Below are 21,563 nucleotides of genomic sequence, written 5' to 3'. Positions count from 1 at the left end.
TCACTCTTGATTGAGTTCTTTAATATAGGCAATCACGCCATCAATTTGCGTTTCATTTAAAATACCTTGATACGTTGGCATCACTGGCTGATACCCTTGAGCTATTTTTGCCATTGGATTTAAAATTGATTCACGGATGTAGTTCTCATCAATGATGACCTCAGAACCATCTGCCAGTTTTCTTACACTTCCATAAGCTCCAAGCCATGATGGGCCTATTTTATTAGAGCCGTCTAAACTATGACATGTGAAACAGGCATTTTTTTGATAGATTTTTTTACCCAACTCAACCGGAGACATCCCTGCACCTGCTGCACTGGCTTGCTCTTCTTTCCATGCATCATATGCTGCTTGTTCTACTACTTTAATATTGGCAACCATTTCAGAGTGACTGGTGCCACAGTACTCTGTGCAATACATTGGGAACTCACCAACTTTAGTTGGAGTAAACCACAGGGCAGTGTATCTATTAGGTAATGCATCTTGCTTAACACGAAAGGCTGGAACAAAGAAGGAGTGCAAAACATCCTTTGAAGACAATAAAATTTTGACCGGCTGATTAACAGGAACCACCATTTCACCTGTACTGACAATTCCATCATCGTAAGCAAAAGTCCAAAACCATTTTTGTCCTGTAACCTTAACCTCCATAGCCCGCTGTGGAATGATTTGTTGATCAAGATAAACTTTAACGCCCCAAACAAAAATAGCCACCAACAAAATACTAGGGATGACCGTCCATACAATTTCAAGCGTTTTGTTATCACTTAAGGCTAAGGTGTATTTGTCACCTTTTTTTCTTTTAAACTTAACTACAAAAGCTAAGCCTACAAACACGATTAAGAAAAAGAAAAATGCCGATAACAGAAAAATAAAAAATATCAGCTGATCCACATCCGTGGCAAAGCTAGAAGCTGCTTCTGGCATAATATATTTCAAAAGACCATTCATGACCATACTCCTAAAACACTAATCAATAACTGTTTTTTTTGCTGTTTCATTTTTGTTATTCCTATACATCAATTTTTATTTAATATTAACCAAATTCGTTTTGTTGGACGTATTGTCACATTAAACTTAAATTTTTTCCCTTTTCTTTAAGCCTAATAACAGTAATACAATAGCAATTACTGAAATCAAGGCTGAGATACGCATGACTTTCCATGCCACTAAAACATAGCCCTTTGAATCAGGGTCATAGCGATAACAATAAAGTAAAAATTTATCAAATGCTGTTCCTACTTTTCCTTCACTAGCTTCAGTCAAAGCCAAGCGTAGGTTTGCGGGCTTATGCTGAACACCGTAAAAGTAACGTGAAACTTTGCCAGAAGGGCTAATAATAAAAAACACTGCAGGATGTGCATATTCATCGATGGACTCATCATATTCAAAATTAAACCCAACAGAATTTGCTAAAGCTTTTATATTGTTTCTATCTCCTACTAAAAATGGCCAAGCCTGAGCATTTTTTATTCCTGCTTCTTGCAAATAAAGTTTTTGTTTGGTTTTAGCAAGATCTGGAGTTTCTTGCTCATCAATACTTACACTAACTAAACTGAAGTCTTTTCCTGGAACAAATTTAAGCTTTTCTAGTACTTCCGTTATACCATTTAGAACCAATGTACACAGCATGGGGCATTCATAGTAAACAAGAGAAAGGATGGTTGGCTTATCTTTAGGAAAAACATCTTTTAATTTTACCCTTTTGCCGTCTTGATCAACAAAGGCCAAACCTAAATCAATGTACTGCCCAAGTTTTTCTTCTATCTGAACATTTTCTAGCTCATCAACTGAATCTTTAATTTCTTGGGCTACGGCTAAGCTTGGCTGGTAAATACAGCCTAAGCATAATAACAAACTGAAAAAAAACCGCTCCACAAGACAACCAAAACCTATTCTTGAATATAAATACCTATAGCCCGATCAATTGGAATAGTGTAATTACCATTGTCTTTCTTCACATAGGACCTAAGCTGACGTTTCGCATTAATTTCAAGATTAGTAACTTCACCCGTATTTGCTTTATTCACAAAAAGTGAGGTTTTAAACTGAGCTCTTTTTAAGAAATAATGAACGCCTAAAATACTAACTACTAAAAAAATAACTGGTAACAAACTGTAAATAGCTATTTTACTAACGGAAACATCTTCTTTTTCATAATCAAGTTGACTCATGACACCCTCCTTTTAGCTCATGCTATGAATTGACTCTTTTAACAAAGGATCATTCACTGGATAAATTGATGCTTTTGATAAATTAAACAACACCCTACCCACAAAAAACAAACCAAAACCAAGCATCAATGTGAAATCATACCAGTGAAAATGATACCCATGATGATAAATATTTGGATAAATCAACCAGGCTAAGTCTACAAAGTGCATAAAAAGCATCCAAATAGAAAAACCTATCAAAACTTTTCTGTTGCGTTTCATCGGGCGTGGCAACAAAAAGATAAACGGAACAATAAAATGCCCAAGGACTAAAAACAAGGATGCCCACTTCCAAGTACCTTCCCAACGATGCGCATACCAAATGGTTTCTTCAGGGATATTACCGTACCAAATCAAAACGTATTGTGAAAAAGCGATGTAAGCCCAAAAACACGTAAAAGCAAACAAGAGTTTACCTAAGTCTTGATAGTGCTCATGAGTAATCATATTTTTCATATAACCCTGACCATGAAGGTACAAGGTAATAATGGATAAAAATGACATCACCGCTACAAGACAACCAGCAAAAACATAAATTCCAAAAATAGTTGAGTACCAGTGTGGATCCAAAGACATAATCCAATCAAACGCCGCAAAAGTAGCCGTCAAGGCAAACAGCAAAGTTCCACCAGCACTTAAGCCTTTCATTTTGCCCATTAGCCTTTCATCACCCGTTTCATCATGCTTGATAGATGTCTTGGTAACAACCAGCGCTAAAACTGTCCATACCAAAAAGTAGACAACGGCCCTAATGTTAAAAAAGGGTAAATTCAAATAAGCTTGTTTTTTATGAATCAAGTGATCATGAGCAGCCAAATGTGGGTCTGCCCAAGGAAACAAGTGCTGTGCTCCAATAATCAATACAGGCAACATGATCAAACCAATCCATGGAATAACGGTCATGGTTTGTTCTGCAAAACGTCTCACGACAACGCTCCACTTGGCACTAACCAGGTGATGTAAAAAAACAAAGAACAAGGCCCCTAAGCCAATGGTTAACCAAAAAAAACTGCTGGTCAAAAAGGAAAACATAAACTCTTTTTTATGCCCCAATCCACCAAGCAAAGAAGCTGCAAGAACGATGGCCCCAGCAAATTGAAAATTGAAGGCTTTTTTAGTATTTTTGTACTTTTGAATTTCCACTGTGTCTTTCTCCCTGGTGACTATCTATTTTCGCTCAAATATTTTTCTGGAACATTCTTGCTGGGTGCATCTTGACTTAACTGCAAAGCGCGAACATAATGAACTATTGCCCAACGCTCTTGAGCATTGGTCCGTGATCCATAAGGTCCCATATTTCTGATACCATTGGTAATCACATCAAAATAATGTGCATCATTTTTTTCTTTAATTAAAGCATCATGCAAACTGCTTGGTGCTACATAACCAAATTTGGCACCGCGCTTAGCAACAATTCCTTTTCCATCTCCCACCATGCCATGACATGGAGAGCAATAAATATTATAACGTTCTTGTCCCATCAATAAGGTTTCTTTATCTGCTTTTAAAGGGTTATTACCATTCACTGCTGCCCAATCTTTTTGCATAAACTCACGTGTCCCTGTTACCGGTTTACGCATAGCAGAACCATCATCAAAAAAATCATTCTTTTCAAAAGCTTGGTACTTGGGCTGATCGTCCATATCCAAAAACACATGAAAGGGAGGTTTTTCTGAAGGCTGACCCCTCAAGCATGAACTCAAAACAGCTGAGATGATCAACAGCACAACAAAAACAAGGCTTTTCTGCGTAAGAAAATTATTCACTTTCTTCTCCTTCATAAACATGCTCAACAAAATCTGCACCTAAACTCTTTAAAGTATCTGCAGTTTCACTACTGTCAAACATAGGATCTTTGGCATCTATACTGATAGCAAAAACATCATCGCCGGTTTGAGCAATGACATCAGAATGAAATAATGGATGATACAACATGGGAAGTTGATTTAATGCAAACATTCCCAACACAGTGAAAATTGCTGCACCTAAAATTGTTATCTCAAAAGTGATGGGTACAAAAGCTTGAAAACTTAATAGCGGCTTACCAGAAACAACTATCTTATAGTCAACGGCACTGGTATACGCTTGTAAAGCAAAAATAGATAAACCTCCGCCTAGCGCACCAACAGCAGCTATCCACCCTAGAACAGAAGGCTTAAGCCCCATAGCATCATCTAAACCATGAACGGCATAGGGTGTATGCGCATCGAATTTTTTATAGCCTTTGATTTTTACAGATTTAACGGCCTTGAGCAAAGTCTCGGGTTTATTAAATCTGGCCACAAGCCCAACAAGATTTTTAGCCATTACACTTCCTCCGGATGGTTTTTATGCTGTTCATGTTCATCATGATGGTGCGGCTGACTATCTGGTAAAGTGCCTTTGACTTCTGCCATGGCAACCACAGGTAAAAAGCGAATGAACAACAAAATAGAAGTAAAAAACAAACCAAAGGTCCCTGCAAAGGTAGAAATATCCCAAATGGTGGGTTTAAAAAATCCCCAGCTTGAAGGCAAAAAGTCCTGAGACAACGAAGAAATAACGATCACAAAGCGCTCAAACCACATGCCCACATTAACCAAAATAGAAGCAACGAACATAATTGGAATGCTTTGACGAACTTTTTTAAACCAAAAAATTTGTGGAACAAATACGTTACAGCTGAACATAATCCAATAAGCCCAAGCATAGTGACCAAAAGCACGCTGCTGGAAAATAAAAGATTCATATTCATTGCCACTGTACCAGGCCACAAAAAACTCAATGGTATAGGCATAGCCCACCATCAAACCCGTAGCCAAAAGAATTTTACAAATTTTATCCAAATGCCCCATGGTAATGAATGACTTAAGACCTAAAAGTTTACGGGCGAGAATCATTAAAGTTAACACCATCCCAAAACCTGAAAAAATAGCACCAGCAACAAAATAAGGTGGGAAAATGGTGGTATGCCAACCTGGCACCTGACTGACCGCAAAGTCAAAACTCACCACAGAGTGGACAGACAACACTAAGGGTGTTGCTATACCTGCCAAAATTAAATAGGCTTTCTCATAGTTTTGCCAATGTCGGTGACTAAATCTCCAACCCAATGCCAAAACACCAAAGATTCTTTTTTTAATGATATTGGTACTGCGATCGCGAATGGTTGCAAAATCAGGAATAAAACCAACAAACCAAAACATGAGCGATACTGTAAAATAGACACTGACTGCAAAAACATCCCACATCAAAGGACTTCTGAAATTTGGCCACATGTTCATTTGGTTAGGAATAGGCATGGTCCAATGCAAAAACCAAACCCGACCGACGTGAATAGTTGGAAACACCAAAGCACAAATAACCGCAAAAATGGTCATCGCTTCTGCTGAACGGTTAATCGACGTCCGCCAGTTTTGTCGAGTTAAAAATAAAATAGCTGAGATCAATGTTCCGGCGTGACCAATACCCACCCAAAACACAAAGTTAATAATAGCCCAACCCCAAGCATTGGGTGTTTGCAGCCCCCAAATCCCTGTTCCTTTAAATACCAAGTAACCAATTGAACCAAACAAAACCAACACGAAGGACACAGCAAAAGCCAAAGCAAATGGCCAATACTTAGGTATCCCTACCCCATCCATTAAAGATGTGACTTTTTCGGTGATGTACTTGAGCGTTAATTTTTGCTCAGTCTCTGTATTTTTGACCAACTCTTGCATACTTAAATTCCTTCAAGCTCTGGGTTAGGGTTTCTTAATTTTGCTAAATAGGTTGTTCTTGGTTTTGTGTTAAGTTCAGCCAATAAAGCATAGTTCCTTGGTGAGCTTTTTTCTTTAACCACTTGGCTGCTTTTATCTAAAATATTACCAAAGGTAATGGCTTCAGTCGGACATACTTCCTGACACGCAGTTTTAACTTCGCCGTCCTTAAGTTCCCTGCCATCAACTTTAGCAGCAAATTTTTTCTCGTTGATACGCTGAACACAGAACGTACACTTTTCCATTACCCCACGAGTACGTACAGTAACATTAGGATTAAAGGCCATTTTCTGTAACTCTGGCGTATCTTTGGTGTAGTTTAAGAAGTTAAACTTACGCACTTTATAAGGACAGTTGTTAGAACAGTACCGTGTTCCAATACAACGATTATAAACCATAGCGTTTAAACCTTCATCGTCATGCACCGTTGCATTAACAGGACACACTTGCTCACAAGGTGCATTTTCACAATGTTGGCACATAACTGGTTGATGAACCACCTGAGGATCTTCTGGACTACCCTCAAAGTAACGGTCAATACGCATCCAATTCATATCTCTTCCGGCAAGAACTTGATCTTTACCTACAACAGGAATATTGTTTTCGCTCTGACAAGCTACGGCACAAGACGTACAACCAATACAAGCATTTAAGTCAATGCTCATTCCCCACTGGTAACCACTATTATAATCTTTTTCTTTCCATAAAGATTCCAGCGGTGGATGCTCTACCATTTCCTGAGCAAACTTTGGATGTTCCAAAAACTTCTTCAAGCTGGCAGATCTTACAATAGGACGACCTTCCATACTGCCATGATTTTGTGTAGTGGCTATTTTTTCTTCCCCACCAACACTATTAAGCTTAGCACCAGAATTATATTGGCCGATGGGCAAGAGAGGCGCAACATTAACACCAACGTTTTTACCCACACAGCCCGCAATTTTGCGGCCATAGCCCAAAGTTAAAACAACCGTATCTTTAGCTGTTCCAGGAACAACCATCACTGGTAAACGTAACTTTCTTCCTTCAACATCCAACTCAAGCAGCTGACCGTCTTTAAGGTTCATCTTTTTTGCTAATTGCGTTGAAACTAAAGCAGGATTATCCCAAGTCACTTTGGTAATTGGATCAGGTGTTTCTTGTAACCAGGCATTATTTGCATACTGACCATCATAAGTAGATGATGACGGCACAACATATACAGACACATCACTTTTTTTTGTATTTAAAGGACGCTTTACACTGACTGACCCCACAGTACGACGGGCATTACTTGAACCCATAGTCAAACCTTTATTCAACAACTCAGTCCATTTTTTTTCAAAGGCCGTTGAGCTTATAGAGCTTAAACCAAACTGATTGGCCCAGGTTTGCTTGACCAAATTTAAAGCATAAGCATCTTGTTGTCCGTTCAATATGGCTAAAAATTCTAATGATGATTTTGAATTAAATAGAGGCTCAATCAATGGCTGAACAACACCCTGCTCACCAATAAGTGATTGAGCATCAGACCACGATTCTAGATCATGCGAAAGTGGTAGCTGCCATTGTGCCCATGCTTGAGTTTCATTGAGATCGTAACTCAAAGCAATTTTATGTTCTGCTTGGGCAAAAAAGTTTTGTACTTTTTCTTTACCGGCAAAAGCATAAATCGGATTTGTATCAATACAAACAACTGTATAATCATTTCTACCTGTGGTCTGAAGTATCCATTCATCTAAAGTAGCTTGCGGGGACTGGCTTTCACCTTTGTACACATACTCTACCGCTTGACCATTATTCCCCAAACGTTCATTGATCTTATAAACAAGCGCATGAATATAGGAAGAGTGCTGCGTTCCAGCTAACAAAACAGATTCACCCTTGTTGGCCATCAAGTCTTTGACTAAAGCGTCTAAATGCTTTTTACCTTTTTCCGTTAAAACAACGGCATTGCTATCACCATTATTTGTCTCAATATTTAATCTTTGTGCCAAGGCTATAACAAAATGCTCTACTTGATCGTAGGTTAAGGCAAGCCTGTGGTCTGCATTACTTCCCGTTAGCGTCATGGCAGTTTCATAAACATACAATCTGTTCATTGTATTATTATTATCTTCAACCTTACGACCCTTTGCATAGTCACGACTCATTTTTAAGCTATCATCACCAAATTGCATAAAGTCTGAGTTTAAACTGACAATCACTTTTGCTTTGGACAGGTCATACACAGCCCTATGTCCATTAAGCGCCGCCGACTCATTGACTTGATCAAACATTTCATAATCTAACCAATTCATTTTTGGATACTGACTTAATAGCTTTTCTTTTTGTTTGGTCACGCTTGGTGAACTCGTGGCACCCGCAACAATGTAAAGGTTTGCACCGGATGTTGCTTGATGTTTCTTTGATAAACCGGCCCAAAATTGATTAAACTCATTCCATGACTTTGTTTTTTCAGCGTGCTTCGGTGTTTTTAGTCGATCTTGGTCAAACATGGACAGTATAGATGCTTGCGCAAAAGCTGAAGTTGCCTTACCTGTTCGTTTAGACAGTGGATTCCCTTCAATTTTTGTTGGTCTTCCATCAGATGACTCGGCTAAAATAGGCCAAGCCTTTCTTCCTTGCCTAAACCAAGTAGCATAATACTTAGCTCTTCCAGGAACAACCCCTTCAGGATCATGAACATAAGGAACAATCACTTCTTTAGGTGTTCTACAGCTGCTTAAACCGGCAAACGCTAAAGAAGCTCCAATCAACTTAATAAAGTTTCTTCTGGATACCGCATCCTCTAAGTAAGCTGCTCCTTCAGGGAATTCGTTGTGGAGAAACTTTTCAAACTCAGGGCTCTGAGCATATTCATCCAAACTTTTCCATTGTTTTGGTTCATCAATAAAATCAACGTTAATGCTTTGGGCATTGTTTGCCATATTTTTTAGTAGTGACATGCTGTACAATTCTCCGGACCTTTAATATTGTTCTCTTTTATAAATTTCTCAGCCCACTGCTGATGATCTTTTCCTGGTTTCCAACTGGTGTTGTATATTTCAGACTTTGGTCGCACGTGTTTCTGTGGGTTACGGTGACAATCCAAACACCAGCCCATACTTAAAGGCTGAGACTTGTAAACGACTTCCATATTTTGGATATCCCCATGACAAGAAGCACAACCTATTTGCGCTTTTACATGAACCGCATGATTGAACTTTGAATACTCAGGCAAATCATGTACCCTGACCCACTCAACTGGAAGATTGTTGTCATAGCTGTACTTTAATGGCGCAATTTTTTCACTGTCTGACTTAATCAATGTATGACAGTTCATGCAAGTGGCCGTTGATGGAATTGAGGCTGTAAAGTCTTTATCTACCGTAGAATGGCAATACCGACAATCAATACCTAACTCACCTGCATGCAGAGCATGACTATACTGGATTGGCTGCTTAGGAACATAGCCCACCTCGTAATAATAAGGCGACATATAGTACCAAACAAAAACTGTTACAAAACCGCCACCTATAGCAATAGCTAGCGGGATAAACATCAATAACTTATTAATATTTTTCGAAAAAATTGGTTTCACGCAGCAGGTGTTACAACAAAACTAAAAAGAGGTAAAGAATTTAACACTGCGACATAATGTTCTTTTATTTCTTTATTATTTTCAATAACTTAACTTAGACAAAAAAATATTTATTCTTCAAAAGATCTATTAAATATCTCTTTTCATCGGTGCATATTTTTTAAGCTTTCTCTGTAATGTTCGGCGATGCATGCCCATTTTTTTTGCAGCTTGAGTGATATTTCCATCACAATCCTCCAGCACTCTTTGAATATGCTCCCACTCTATCTGCTCCAAAGATGGTGTTTCAATATCCTGTGGCCTTGGCGTAATTTTTTGAAAATCTTCATTGAATGCTCTTAAAATATCATCCAAGTCAACGGGTTTTTGTAAGTAATTCACAGCCCCTAAATGAATGGCCTGTGTTGCTGTTGCAATGCTTCCATAGCCCGTTAAAATAAGAATTTTACAGCCATGCTTCATGCCTTGTATCTGCTTTAAAAAGTCCAAGCCAGTTCCACCAGGCATTCTAAGGTCAACCACAGCATATTGAACTGGATGACGACTAATTATTCTAACACCTTCATCAACATTACGCCCTTCAAAGACTTCAAATCCACGATCCTCTAAACCAACGCGCATCCGCATTCTAAAACTGTCGTTATCATCCAGCACTAAAAAGCTAATCGTTTTATTGTCCATCGTCATCCCTCTATCATGTTTAACGGAAGTTTCAATGTCACTTTTGTCCCTTGCCCAATCACTGAATCATAAACAATTTCCCCACCAATACTGTCAATGTAAGCACTAGCAATATAGACTCCTAGCCCCATCCCTTGACCGGGCTCTTTCAGTGAAAAAAAAGGTTCACCAATTCTTTGCAACACTTCTCCACTCATTCCCTCACCAAAATCTTGTATTTCAAGCATCAGATGATTTCTTTGTTTGCTGGCCTTAAACAAAACTTTTTTAGTCCCATTGGCCTGTACAGCATTTTTCAATAAAGATGTTAAAACCATAGCACAGGTTTTGACTGATATTTTTATTTTTGTATCTTTGGGCAAATCCGACTGAATCTCGACATCATTTTTATACTCTGAAGCAGACTCATGCATCATTTGCTCTAAATTGTAAAGCTGTACAGTTTCTCCATGCAACTCACCTGACTTAGTTGACATATTGCGCAAAATTGTCTGACATTTTTTCACCTCATCACGGATGAGACGGGCATCCATTTTTTCAAATTTAAAACCATCGTACTTGGCAAGACGTTTTTCCAACTCTTTGGCTGAGATTGCTATAGTAGACAAGGGCGTTGCCAATTCATGCGCTGCTCCACCAGCCAAGGTTGCCAATGAATTCAACTTTTCACTTTGCCACTGTTTTTCTCGTAAAGTTTGCATTACCTTTTCTCCGTACAACAAGGACTGGGTCAATTTATAAACTGAAGAAGAAATAAATCCAACAGCAACCAAAAAGGCGGCCACTTCGCCAATAGGTTTAGCGCGCATGTAGGCAATAAAATCATCTGGTACCGGCGACCAGTATAAAAACGCATAACATGCAACGCTAATCACCACTAAAAACCATTTCCACCAAGACCTTAGAATTAGGGCGGAAAGTGCTATGTAAATCAAGTACATGTATTTAAATGGATTATACAGACCACCAGAGAACCATAAAAGTGCTGTCAAAGACAAAACGTCATAAAGCAACAAGGCTTTAAGAATTGAATCTCTATTGATAAACTTTCTGTGCATCAGTATCATAGCCAGAATGTTACTCATTGTATTGACGGCAAGAACACCCAAAAAAAACTCAACGGGTAAAAGAATTTCCCAAACAAATAAAACAACCCAAGTGACCGACGCTTGACCCAATATTGCAAACCAGCGAATTCTTATCAGCCAGCGCAACTTTAATAAAAAAGGCTCTGTTACTGGTATTGGCCGACGAGGAATCATAAACTACTTACGATTGACATGCAGAGCACAGACCATAAAGTTCCATCTTATGAAAGGTCAATTTAAAGCCGTGGTCTACCGCAACTTTATCTTGCAAGCGCTCAATTTTTTCCTCTTCAAATTCAACAATTTTCTCACACTCTATGCATATCAAATGATCATGGTGTTTCTTCTGAGCTTTCTCATAAACAATGATACCCGTATCAAAATCTCTTTTAACCGCTAAGCCACACTCTTTAAGTAAGTTAAGTGTACGATAAACTGTAGCTATACCAATCTTTGCATCTTCTTTCTGGATCTTAGCAAACAAATCTTCCACTTCAATATGATCTTGCGCTTTAAAAAAAGCTTTAGCAATCACTTCTCTTTGCTTGGAGTACCTTAAGCCCTTTTTTTTAATATATTCATTAAGAAGATCTAAGTTACTTTTATCAGGCATATCAATAATCTCCCATTTTTTGAGCTTTAGATAAAACAGTCGTCTTCATATCCTCAGTATATTTTTCCAAAGCCTGTTCAAGCTTATCATCACTTAAGGCAACAATCTTTGCAGCAAGAATAGCCGCATTTTTTGCATTGTCGACCGCTACAGTTGCCACAGGAACTCCACCAGGCATTTGAACAATTGACAATAATGCATCCAAACCCATCATATCTGTTGCCTTAATCGGTACACCGATCACTGGCAAAGAAGTTATAGAAGCAACCATGCCTGGCAGGTGCGCTGCTCCACCAGCTCCAGCAATAATAACCTTTAAACCTCTTTTTTTAGCATCCCTTGCATAATCAAACATTCTTTGCGGTGTCCGATGTGCCGATACAATATTCATTTCATAAGCAAGACCCAGTTCACCTAAAGTATCTTTAGCTGCGGACATCACTTTTAAATCAGAGTCACTGCCCATAATTATTCCAACCATACTATACCTTCTCCTTACCTCTCACATTGATCAACTGCTTCAGCTGATCAATATTTTGCACAAGCTCCTCATAGCTGTCGGCCAAAACAGTCACATGCCCCATTTTTCTTCCAGGCTTTGCTTGTTGCTTACCATAGATATGTAAATATACATTTTGCATAGACATCGTTTGTGTAAAACCATCTATTTCCACCTCACCTTTATAGGAAAGGTCTGCTAACAAATTTAAAACACCACTGTAGGCTTTATTTGCAACAGGCTTAATAAGTGGAAATCCGCATACAGCCCGTAAATGCAGTTCAAACTGCGAGATATTGAAGCCTTCAATTGTATGGTGCCCAGAGTTATGCGGTCTTGGAGCTATTTCATTAATTAAGATTTTATCATCTTGATCCAACAACAGCTCTACTGCAAACAAGCCAACATCTTCTAGCTTCTCAACAACTTTACAAGCAATAGCAATGGCTTGAGAACTAAGCTGATCATCAATCTGGGCGGGGCTACAGGAGTGATCAAGTATATTTTTTTCTTGATCCACCAGCATTTCTACCACCGGATAATGAACCATCTGGCCATTTTTAGCTCTTGCAACCACCACTGAAAGTTCTTTTTGAATGTTTATTTTTTCTTCTAGCAGATATGGAACTTTATCTTTAAAATTTAAAAAATCTTCTTTTGATTTGAGTTGGGCTACACCGTAACCATCATAACCCCCTTTCCGCGCTTTCCATATACATGGGTAAGGGGTGCTATCGACTTGCAACAACTTTGCTGTAGGCAAATTATGAGAAAGGTAAAACTTTTTTTGAACCAACTTATCCTGAATAAGATTCAATGTTTCTGGTTTGGGAAAAAATTTATCTTTAACTGCGCAGCTTTCTTTTAATAACTCATCAACATTTACATGTTCTAAATCGTAAGTGACAAAGTCATAATCATTTGCAAACTCTAAAATAGCCTGACCGTCAGAAAAACTGGCCTCTTTGTATTCATGTGCCATAGCAGCTGCTGGACATTCTCTGTTGGGATCTAAAACTCCAGTATGCAGCCCCAAGCGCTGTGCAACGTGCAACATCATTTTTGCCAACTGCCCACCACCAACAATACCAAGCTTGAGGGTTTTTTGCATTTCTTTCATAGTACTTATGCTTCATAACCCTGACTTCATGCGATTGCAATCTAATTTTTAATCTTAGGTTTGAGACGCAACAAGCAAAACTTAAATATTTTTCTAAGTCTTACAAATGCATTTTAAGCCTTCAAATAAAAAGGCGCTTATTCAAGCGCCTTTTCTAAAAAAACTGTGACACAGTTTCAGTATTTTATTCCTCTTTCATGTAAGACTTTGTTTTTGCACGAAGTGCTTCACGCATTTTTTTAAGCTGTTCACGCTCTTGCTCATCAATCTTATTATCATTTTTCATAAACGACTTGCGTTGCTCTCTAATTTTCATGCTTTCAGATTCTATTTCCTTGGCTTGTTCTGAAGTCATCTTACCTGAACGTACGGCTTGCTTCATTTTTTTTCTTTTATCTTTTGATAGCATTCGCTCTTCGTCATGCTTTTCTTGATAAATTTTCTTAGAACGCTCTTGACGCATTTCTTTTATTTTAGCTCTCTCTGCTTGGTCAACTGTACCATCTGCTTTAGCTGACTTCACTTCTTCTCTAATGGCCTTGCCATCTTCACGAAGTCCTACTGCTTCTTCTTTGGTTAACTGGCCACTTTTTACGCTTTGCTTAATTCTTTGGGATTGTTTTTTAGCTCTTTTTTTGGCAAACACCATTGAAGGTGCCGCTAAACCAAGGCATAAACATAAAACCAATAACTTTTTACTCATAAAATCTTCCTTTCTTTTGGAACAAAAGAGAATAATGTTGCATTGAAATAATATACTAGCAAAATGAACTGAAAGTGAATAGATTTGCATGATAAATCATTCTACGGAGAAAGCTTATGCTAATACAAACCCAAGCTATTCAATTTAATAATGCCCAAAATCAAACTTTGAGTGCAAAAATTGACCTACCCCTCTTTTCACCTATACGCAGCTATGCTCTTTTTGTTCACTGCTTTACCTGCTCTAAAGACATTGCTATTGCTGCAAGAGTATCCAAAGAACTGGCTAATAAAGGTATTGCCAGTTTGCGCTTTGATTTTACCGGCTTGGGTTCCAGCCAGGGAGAGTTTTCTAAAACCAATTTCAGTTCAAATTTACAAGATTTACAAGCTGCCATTGATTTTATGCAAACCCACTATCAAAGTCCATCACTTCTCATTGGACACAGCCTAGGAGGAACCGCGGCTTTAGCTATCGCCCATACAATCCCTCAACTCAAAGGTTTGGTCACTATTGGAGCACCCAGCCACCCTTCACACCTTGAAAAACATCTTGAAAAACAAAGCGACCATTACCTATTTAAATTAGGCCAAAAACCTTTTAAACTTTGCAGTCAGTTTATGCAGGATATTCAACATATTGATTTAGAAAAACAGCTTTCACAAAACAATGCAGACACTTTAATTTTTCACTCTCCCGTTGATACTATTGTCAGCATAAATCATGCGCAGAAACTGTATGAAAAGCTCACGCACCCCAAGAATTTTGTCAGCTTAGACCAAGCAGATCATTTGCTCAGCAAAAAAGAAGATGCCCTCTATGTAGGACAACTGATTGCCAGTTGGTTTGATCGCCACTTGCCTGCACATGACCCCACCTTAGAGCAACTTCAACCTGGGAGCGTCATTGTAGAAGAAATCAAACAACCTTTCACTCAAAGAATCAGCACAGCTAACCACACTATAATTGCTGATGAGCCACAAACGCTTGGCGGAAAAGATCTTGGCCCAAATCCTTATGACTTGCTTTTAGCATCCTTGGGTGCCTGCACATCCATGACATTAAGAATGTACGCCAAACACAAAAAACTTAAGCTCGACAGCATAAAAATCATGCTGACCCATGAAAAAATCTATGCCAAAGACTGCAAAGATTGCGAAACAACAACAGGAAAAATTGATTTTATTCACAGAAAAATCCATATACAAGGCGAACTAACTCCAGAACAACGCCAACGTCTACTGGAAATAGCTGATCGCTGTCCCGTTCATAAAACCTTAGAAAGTGAAAATAAAATTGTAAGCGAGCTAATTCTCTAAAAGAGAGCAACTAATTTTTTTTTGCATATCCTTGCGCTGGTGCGATTTACCTGGCTACTTTTATCTTACCTCATGACAAGCTACCAAGCGCTGCTCTTTGTTTTCAAGCAAAGGAATCTCTTGGCTGCATTTATCGATTGCAATTGGACAACGCGTATGAAATCTACAGCCTTTAGGTGGGTTTATTGGGCTAGGAACATCGCCTTTTAAAACAGTTTTTTGTTTATTTTTCTCAATGGCTGGGTCAGGGATTGGAATCGCTGAAATCAAGGCTTTGGTATACGGATGTTGCGGATTTTTAATGATTTCATCCGCAGTCCCTACTTCAGCCAATTTGCCTAAATACATAACGGCAACTCTATCACTGATATGTCTGACTGCAGCCAAATCATGGGCAATAAAGATATAGGTTAAGTCCAACTCTTTTTGCAAATCTTGCATCAAGTTTAAAATCTGAGCTTGAATAGAAACATCCAAAGCACTGATGGGTTCATCGGCAATGATCAAATCAGGATTAAGAGCAATAGCTCTAGCAATTCCAATTCTTTGTCTTTGTCCACCAGAAAATTCATGTGGATAGCGTCTGATATATTGCGGCCTTAAACCCACCATTTCCATAAGCTCTTGTACTTTACGTGTAAGCTCTGAACCTTCTGCTATATTAAATGTTTTTAAAGGTTCTGAGATAATACTTTCAACCGTCATTCTTGGATTTAGAGATGCATAAGGATCTTGAAAAATGATCTGCATTTTTTTACGCATCTTTTGCAAGTTTCTCATGGCGGTAATTTCTTGATCTTCAAAAAATACCTTGCCCGATGTTGGTTTAATTAACTGTAAAATAGCGCGGCCTAACGTGGATTTTCCACAGCCACTTTCTCCTACCAAACCTAAGGTTTCACCCTTTTTTACTTCAAAACTCACACCATCTACAGCTTTCACTGTTTGCACTTCAGATGTAAAGATACCTTTTTGTCTTAATTTAAAATGTACTTTAAGATCTTCAACTTTTAAAATATTTTCACTCATGATTCAATCTCCATCATTCGTACTAAAACTCATACTACTCAATTTCCCAACATGTTGCCCAGTGACCTTCTCCAATCGTTTTTCTTTCCGGGTAGCTGTGTTCACAACGCTCTACTTTTTTTGGACATCTTGGATGAAAGTAACAACCACTGGGTAAGTTTTCTAAACTTGGTGGCAATCCTTTAATGGGTTTTAATGCAGATCCTTTTTCTTCATCCAAACGTGGGATACTGGATAAAAGTGCTTTTGTATAAGGATGTGATGGATTTTTAAACAAAGCCGGAGTAGAAGCTGTTTCAACCACTCTTCCCCCATACATCACAGCTATCCTATCCGTCATCCCTGCAACCACACCCAAATCATGACTGATAAAAATAACACTGGTACCAAAATTGTGATTCAACTCCTTAATTAAATCCAATATTTGTGCCTGAATGGTTACATCAAGTGCTGTTGTTGGTTCATCGGCAATCAAGACACTTGGCTCATTTAAAAGCGCCATGGCAATCATTACCCTTTGCCTTAAACCACCCGATAACTCGTGCGGATACATATTCATCCGTTTATCTGGCATAGGAATACCGGTTTTAGCCATCATCTCTACAGAACGCTTAAAAGCAGCATCGGAACTCATTTTTTTATGTCTAACCAATACTTCAATCAATTGTGTACCAATTTTTAGATAAGGGTTTAAAGCAGTCATTGGATCTTGAAAGATCATAGAAATACTCTCACCTCTGATATCACGCATTTGTTTTTGAGATAATTTCAACAAGTCCTTGCCTTCAAAAATAATCTCTCCCCCAGCATAATAGCCCGGAGGCTGCGGCACCAATTGCATAACTGACATTGCGGTTACAGACTTACCACTACCACTCTCTCCAACGACACCTAAAACTTCTCCCTTTTTAAGCTCATAAGAAACACCATCACAGGCTTTGACAACTCCATCTTCTGTTTTAAAATATGTTTTTAAGTTATTAATACTCAATACGTTTGACATAATAATTTAGTCCTTCCTCATTTGAGGATCCAAAGCGTCTCTGACCCCATCACCTAAAAAGTTTAAACAAAACAATAAAATTGCCATAAACATACCTGGGAAAACCAACTCCCACCAAAAAGCAATCATATGATTGGCACCGTCGTTAATCAAAGAACCCAAACTTGGTTTTGGAGGCTGAACACCTAAACCTAAAAAGGATAAAAAGGCTTCCTGTAAAATCATGGTTGGCACAGTGAGCGTAAAATAAATAATCACGGGACCAAGTGTGTTAGGAATCAAATGCTTAAAAATAATACCGGCTGAGCTCACCCCAACACTTTTTGCGGCCAGAACAAACTCTCTGTTTTTTAAGCCCAACACTTGCCCCCTTACAATCCTGGCTGTGGTCAACCAACCCACAAGCCCCAAGGCTGCAAAAAGTAGCATTTCGCTTTTACTGTCGGTCATGGTAATAAAAATAATCACCAAGAACATGTAAGGCAAAGAATACATCACATCTACAAAGCGCATCATAAGATTATCAACTCTGCGTGACGCATAACCTGAAATAGCACCATAGACCGTACCAAAAATGGCGGCAACAATGGCGGCTATCAAACCAATTTTGATACTGATCTGTCCACCCATCAACACTCTTGAAAACAAGTCACGCCCCAAAAAGTCTGTTCCAAACCAATGCTTCAATGAAGGTGGCTGCGCTTTTAAAACCAAGTCTGTTTTTCTGTAAGCATAGTCTGGAAAAAACTCATTGATAATCCATGGCCCTAAAAAACATAAAAGCACTAAAAATAGCACAATATAGGCACAAATCATGGCTGGCTTGTTCTTCTTTAAACGTCGGTAAGCATCTTTCCATAAAGATGTTCCTTCAACAATTATTCTTTCTTCTTGTTTTTTTTCTAATGCATTAGCCATTGAAATTTACCCTCGGATCTAATAAACGGTAGGCAACATCCACCGCCAAGTTTAATAATAAAAGAAATGCTGAATAAACAATCACAACACCCAACACTAAAAAATAATCCCGGTTAAAGGCCGCATCAACAAAGTAAGGTCCCATCCCTGGTAAGTTAAAGATTTTTTCTACCACAACGCTTCCAACCATGATGTTCGCAATGGCTGGCCCTAAATAACTTACAACCGGAATGATACCGCCTTTCAATGCGTGTTTCCAAATAATGTAAGACTCTCTTAAACCTTTTGCTCGGGCTGTTCTAACAAAATCAGAACGGACTACTTCAAGCATTCCACTCCTAGATAAACGCGCAATATACGCAGCTCTGAGCGTTCCTAAAGTAATAGCGGGTAAAACCAAGTGACTAAAGGTTCCCCAGCCACCGGCAGGAAACCATAGTAAGCCCAGCGCAAAAATCAAAGCTAAAATTGGACCTAAAACAAAACTGGGTAAGCTTATACCCACAACGGCCATCGACATGGCAGCAAAATCCCACTTGGTATTTTGCTTCACAGCTCCAATTATTCCTGCAGACAAGCCCACGAGTATAGCCCAAAACAAAGCAAACATGCCAAGCAGCATGGTTTTAGGTAAGCTCATACCAATAATTTCATTCACGGTTCTGTCTGGGTATTTGGTTGATAAACCCAAATCAAATTCAAAAAACACTTTTTTCATGTAGTTCATGTATTGAACTGGCATTGGCTTATCAAAGCCGTAGCGCTCTTCTAAAGCTTGTTTTACTTCAGCAGTCATGGCCCGCTCAGATGTAAAGGGTGAACCCTTGGCATAACGAACAATAAAAAATGACAAGCTGATTGCCACAAAAAATGTAATAACAATACCGATCAAACGTCGGGTAATAAATCTAATCATGATCCCACCTTATTGATTTGCGTTACATTGACACTCGCTGACTTTGAACCCTTTATTTCATCCAAAGTTATGGTTGTTGTTTCCTCTGATGGAGGCCACACAGGGCTTCTTCTTAAAGGATCTTCTTCCTCAGGAAGCTCTTTATGATATTTACCATCATAGTAACGCTCATCAATGTACATATACCTCCAATGATGATGTCCTTGATAGTCAAAGTAAAAGCCTTTCAAATAGGGTTTTTTGATATGATTCCTTGTATACAAAAACAATGGCATAAAAGGCATCTCTTGCGCATGAATTTTCTCTGCTTCACGCATCATTTCAAGTCGCTTATCGTAATCGCTCATGATATTCGCATTACGAATCAACTTATCGTACTTTGCATTCTTCCAACCTGTTCTATTGTTGCCGGATGTTGACAAGGCCAATTCCAAGAAAGTGTAAGGATCAATAAAGTCACCAATCCAACCTCTACGAATAATGTCGTAGTTTCTTCCGGTCATATCATCCAGATACACTTTCCATTCTTTATTCACCAACTCTATCTCAATGTTAAGATTCTCTTTCCACATTTGTTGAACGGCTTGTCCAATTTGCTTATGTTTTTCTTGGGTGTTGTAAACCAGCTCTAAGCGAGGAAAACCTTTGCCATCTGGAAAGCCTGCTTCTGCTAAAAGTCTTTTTGCTTCTTTCGGCTCAAACAATGGCGTACCTAAAGATTTGTAACCCGCTAAGCCATCCATAACCATATCGGCAAAAGGAATCTCACCGCCACCCAAAATCTCAGACAAAGCTTTTCTATCCACAGCTTTACTCAAGGCTCTTCTCACTCTGCTATCATCCAGAGGTTTAGAGTTCACATTAAAGCCATAAAAGTATACGCCAAGATAAGGATCAATATGAAAATCTTCTAAGTGCTTAAGTTTTTTAATGTACTCCAAGGGCACATCGGTATTGGCACCTGTCCAATCAACCTCCCCTGTTCTGTACATAAAAATATTGGTATTACCACTTTCAATAGAATAGGCTTTCACGGTATCAAGGGTGACATTTTTAGCATCCCAAAATAATGGGTTCTTTTTAAAAATTTTATACTGTCTAAAGGCCTCTTCTTCCAAACAATATGCATAGTTACACACCACATTTTCAGGGCGTACCCATAAACTATCATCACCGTCGCGCGCTTTAATTTTTTCAATCACATGCTCAGGAACAATGGCAAAAATATAAAACTCAATCATGGCTAAGAAATATGGAAGTGGACCATTAAGCTTGACCCAAAACCGTTCATCATCCAAAGCCTTAGCTTGAACATGTTTTTTGGCGGCCGGTTCTGCTGTAACCTCTGCACCTAAAACTTTTTCCTCATTTACTTTCTTTAGAATAGCTTTGCGCACAGCATCTTTATCAGAACCCTCTGGATAGACCATGAAGCCCGCTGGATATTTGGACTGTTTGATATCGCCCAGATCCAAAGCACTTAATGTATCTTGAATTTTTTCAACACTGAGCCCTTGGCCTTGAACAAAAATTGCTCCCAGATTATAAGCGTCACCGTTAACAATATCAAAAGCCAAACTTGCGTACACAGACGCTGTTTCTGGATCAAGCAAACGTAACCATGAATACTCAACATCATGTGCTGTCAGAGGCTTACCATCTGACCACTGCAATCCTTTTCGCATATAAAATGTAAATTCAGTCCCATCCTCAGAAATTTCCCATCTTTCTGCCATGTCAGCAATAGGTTTGCCGGTTTTAGGATTAATTTCTGTTAAACGACCAAACATATTTCTTACAATTTCACCATCCGGCGCACCAGAAGCTTTTTGTGGATCCATATATTGTGGTTCTGATCCATTGTTGATCCACAAAACATTTGGATCATGTTTTGGTTTTGTTGTACCAAAAAACTTCTCATTTTCCGTTGAAATACAAGAACTTACTATTAAACTAAACCCTAAAACTAGCGCATAACGCAAAATATTTTTCTGCATAGTCTTGTGTTGTTAGACAAGATCAATAAAAAATACAATAAAAAAATCCTTTTATTTAATATTTTTGCTAGAAACATTTATTAATTTAATAATTTAACGCGTAAAAAAAATTATGCTTATATCATTTTTACTATCCAAACTTTTTTAATACAGCGTTTTTTC

General features: G+C 38.5%; 21 protein-coding genes. 1 reads left to right on the top strand and 20 read right to left on the bottom strand.

The annotated features are described in order from the left end of the window. The 15 genes from coxB to MRY82_00670 form a co-directional block, all read right to left on the bottom strand. Positions 1–951 (bottom strand): cytochrome c oxidase subunit II, encoded by a 951-nt coding sequence (gene coxB, locus MRY82_00740; GenBank protein MCI5071456.1) that lies wholly within the window; start codon positions 949–951, stop codon positions 1–3. 126 nt (positions 952–1,077) lie between these two features. Next, complete coding sequence (locus MRY82_00735; protein ID MCI5071455.1) at positions 1,078–1,857, bottom strand: SCO family protein; 780 nt, start codon at positions 1,855–1,857, stop codon at positions 1,078–1,080. A 35-nt stretch (positions 1,858–1,892) separates the two neighbouring features. Beyond that, positions 1,893–2,174 carry a hypothetical protein gene (locus MRY82_00730; protein MCI5071454.1) on the bottom strand — a complete coding sequence of 94 codons (282 nt, stop codon included), beginning with the start codon at positions 2,172–2,174 and terminating at the stop codon, positions 1,893–1,895. A gap of 12 nt (positions 2,175–2,186) precedes the next feature. Continuing rightward, entirely contained in the window at positions 2,187–3,356 is a 1,170-nt protein-coding gene (locus MRY82_00725; GenBank protein MCI5071453.1) for a hypothetical protein, read from the bottom strand. 20 nt (positions 3,357–3,376) lie between these two features. After that, positions 3,377–3,979, bottom strand: a complete 603-nt coding sequence (locus MRY82_00720; GenBank protein MCI5071452.1) for a cytochrome c — start codon at positions 3,977–3,979, stop codon at positions 3,377–3,379. Next, positions 3,972–4,520: a DUF3341 domain-containing protein gene (locus tag MRY82_00715; GenBank protein MCI5071451.1), complete on the bottom strand. Its 549-nt coding sequence runs from the start codon at positions 4,518–4,520 to the stop codon at positions 3,972–3,974. Before MRY82_00715 ends, MRY82_00720 begins: the two co-directional genes overlap by 8 nt. Continuing rightward, positions 4,520–5,836, bottom strand: a complete 1,317-nt coding sequence (gene nrfD / locus MRY82_00710; protein MCI5071450.1) for a polysulfide reductase NrfD — start codon at positions 5,834–5,836, stop codon at positions 4,520–4,522. Before nrfD ends, MRY82_00715 begins: the two co-directional genes overlap by 1 nt. An 80-nt stretch (positions 5,837–5,916) precedes the next feature. Beyond that, complete coding sequence (locus tag MRY82_00705) at positions 5,917–8,880, bottom strand: TAT-variant-translocated molybdopterin oxidoreductase (GenBank protein ID MCI5071449.1); 2,964 nt, start codon at positions 8,878–8,880, stop codon at positions 5,917–5,919. After that, positions 8,868–9,476: a cytochrome c3 family protein gene (locus MRY82_00700; protein MCI5071448.1), complete on the bottom strand. Its 609-nt coding sequence runs from the start codon at positions 9,474–9,476 to the stop codon at positions 8,868–8,870. Before MRY82_00700 ends, MRY82_00705 begins: the two co-directional genes overlap by 13 nt. A 168-nt stretch (positions 9,477–9,644) precedes the next feature. Next, the gene (locus MRY82_00695) at positions 9,645–10,196 is read right to left on the bottom strand and encodes a response regulator (protein MCI5071447.1); all 552 of its coding nucleotides are present in this window, start codon (positions 10,194–10,196) and stop codon (positions 9,645–9,647) included. Between the two features lie 2 nt (positions 10,197–10,198). Beyond that, a complete protein-coding gene (locus MRY82_00690; protein MCI5071446.1) occupies positions 10,199–11,458 on the bottom strand; it encodes an ATP-binding protein in 1,260 nt (419 codons plus the stop codon). Positions 11,459–11,465: 7 nt separating this feature from the next. Beyond that, complete coding sequence (locus MRY82_00685; protein ID MCI5071445.1) at positions 11,466–11,897, bottom strand: transcriptional repressor; 432 nt, start codon at positions 11,895–11,897, stop codon at positions 11,466–11,468. Position 11,898: 1 nt separating this feature from the next. Further along, entirely contained in the window at positions 11,899–12,378 is a 480-nt protein-coding gene (purE, locus tag MRY82_00680) for a 5-(carboxyamino)imidazole ribonucleotide mutase (protein ID MCI5071444.1), read from the bottom strand. A 1-nt stretch (position 12,379) separates the two neighbouring features. Further along, positions 12,380–13,516 carry a 5-(carboxyamino)imidazole ribonucleotide synthase gene (locus tag MRY82_00675; protein MCI5071443.1) on the bottom strand — a complete coding sequence of 379 codons (1,137 nt, stop codon included), beginning with the start codon at positions 13,514–13,516 and terminating at the stop codon, positions 12,380–12,382. Positions 13,517–13,700: 184 nt separating this feature from the next. Next, positions 13,701–14,219 (bottom strand): hypothetical protein, encoded by a 519-nt coding sequence (locus MRY82_00670; protein MCI5071442.1) that lies wholly within the window; start codon positions 14,217–14,219, stop codon positions 13,701–13,703. Positions 14,220–14,335: 116 nt separating this feature from the next. Between MRY82_00670 and MRY82_00665 the strand changes: the two genes are divergently transcribed. Further along, entirely contained in the window at positions 14,336–15,538 is a 1,203-nt protein-coding gene (locus tag MRY82_00665) for an alpha/beta fold hydrolase (GenBank protein MCI5071441.1), read from the top strand. A 60-nt stretch (positions 15,539–15,598) separates the two neighbouring features. Here MRY82_00665 and MRY82_00660 read toward each other — a convergent pair whose 3' ends face one another. The 5 genes from MRY82_00660 to MRY82_00640 are packed head-to-tail and all read right to left on the bottom strand — an operon-like array spanning position 15,599 to position 21,401. Then, entirely contained in the window at positions 15,599–16,567 is a 969-nt protein-coding gene (locus tag MRY82_00660) for a dipeptide ABC transporter ATP-binding protein (GenBank protein MCI5071440.1), read from the bottom strand. Between the two features lie 34 nt (positions 16,568–16,601). Next, positions 16,602–17,570, bottom strand: coding sequence for an ABC transporter ATP-binding protein (locus MRY82_00655; GenBank protein ID MCI5071439.1), 969 nt, complete (start codon positions 17,568–17,570; stop codon positions 16,602–16,604). Between the two features lie 6 nt (positions 17,571–17,576). After that, positions 17,577–18,488: an ABC transporter permease gene (locus tag MRY82_00650; protein ID MCI5071438.1), complete on the bottom strand. Its 912-nt coding sequence runs from the start codon at positions 18,486–18,488 to the stop codon at positions 17,577–17,579. Then, a complete protein-coding gene (locus MRY82_00645) occupies positions 18,481–19,404 on the bottom strand; it encodes an ABC transporter permease subunit (protein MCI5071437.1) in 924 nt (307 codons plus the stop codon). Before MRY82_00645 ends, MRY82_00650 begins: the two co-directional genes overlap by 8 nt. Continuing rightward, positions 19,401–21,401 carry a peptide ABC transporter substrate-binding protein gene (locus tag MRY82_00640; GenBank protein ID MCI5071436.1) on the bottom strand — a complete coding sequence of 667 codons (2,001 nt, stop codon included), beginning with the start codon at positions 21,399–21,401 and terminating at the stop codon, positions 19,401–19,403. The genes MRY82_00645 and MRY82_00640 overlap by 4 nt, the downstream gene beginning before the upstream one ends. Positions 21,402–21,563 lie beyond the last annotated feature (162 nt).

This window comes from bacterium (genome assembly GCA_022763185.1).
GTDB lineage: Bacteria > Bdellovibrionota_G > JALEGL01 > JALEGL01 > JALEGL01 > JALEGL01.
Note: the sequence above shows the minus strand (reverse complement) of the source record. Positions and strands in the feature narration are given on the sequence as shown.

Bases quoted from the DNA above. Each gene is read 5' to 3' on its own strand.
- coxB (MCI5071456.1), bottom strand. From the start codon at position 951: ATGAATGGTCTTTTGAAATATATTATGCCAGAAGCAGCTTCTAGCTTT.
- MRY82_00730 (MCI5071454.1), bottom strand. From the start codon at position 2,174: ATGAGTCAACTTGATTATGAAAAAGAAGATGTTTCCGTTAGTAAAATA.
- MRY82_00715 (MCI5071451.1), bottom strand. From the start codon at position 4,520: ATGGCTAAAAATCTTGTTGGGCTTGTGGCCAGATTTAATAAACCCGAG.
- nrfD (MCI5071450.1), bottom strand. From the start codon at position 5,836: ATGGATGGGGTAGGGATACCTAAGTATTGGCCATTTGCTTTGGCTTTT.
- MRY82_00705 (MCI5071449.1), bottom strand. From the start codon at position 8,880: ATGTCACTACTAAAAAATATGGCAAACAATGCCCAAAGCATTAACGTT.
- MRY82_00700 (MCI5071448.1), bottom strand. From the start codon at position 9,476: ATGTTTATCCCGCTAGCTATTGCTATAGGTGGCGGTTTTGTAACAGTT.
- MRY82_00695 (MCI5071447.1), bottom strand. From the start codon at position 10,196: ATGGACAATAAAACGATTAGCTTTTTAGTGCTGGATGATAACGACAGT.
- MRY82_00690 (MCI5071446.1), bottom strand. From the start codon at position 11,458: ATGATTCCTCGTCGGCCAATACCAGTAACAGAGCCTTTTTTATTAAAG.
- MRY82_00685 (MCI5071445.1), bottom strand. From the start codon at position 11,897: ATGCCTGATAAAAGTAACTTAGATCTTCTTAATGAATATATTAAAAAA.
- purE (MCI5071444.1), bottom strand. From the start codon at position 12,378: ATGGTTGGAATAATTATGGGCAGTGACTCTGATTTAAAAGTGATGTCC.
- MRY82_00675 (MCI5071443.1), bottom strand. From the start codon at position 13,516: ATGAAAGAAATGCAAAAAACCCTCAAGCTTGGTATTGTTGGTGGTGGG.
- MRY82_00670 (MCI5071442.1), bottom strand. From the start codon at position 14,219: ATGAGTAAAAAGTTATTGGTTTTATGTTTATGCCTTGGTTTAGCGGCA.
- MRY82_00665 (MCI5071441.1), top strand. From the start codon at position 14,336: ATGCTAATACAAACCCAAGCTATTCAATTTAATAATGCCCAAAATCAA.
- MRY82_00660 (MCI5071440.1), bottom strand. From the start codon at position 16,567: ATGAGTGAAAATATTTTAAAAGTTGAAGATCTTAAAGTACATTTTAAA.
- MRY82_00655 (MCI5071439.1), bottom strand. From the start codon at position 17,570: ATGTCAAACGTATTGAGTATTAATAACTTAAAAACATATTTTAAAACA.
- MRY82_00650 (MCI5071438.1), bottom strand. From the start codon at position 18,488: ATGGCTAATGCATTAGAAAAAAAACAAGAAGAAAGAATAATTGTTGAA.
- MRY82_00645 (MCI5071437.1), bottom strand. From the start codon at position 19,404: ATGATTAGATTTATTACCCGACGTTTGATCGGTATTGTTATTACATTT.
- MRY82_00640 (MCI5071436.1), bottom strand. From the start codon at position 21,401: ATGCAGAAAAATATTTTGCGTTATGCGCTAGTTTTAGGGTTTAGTTTA.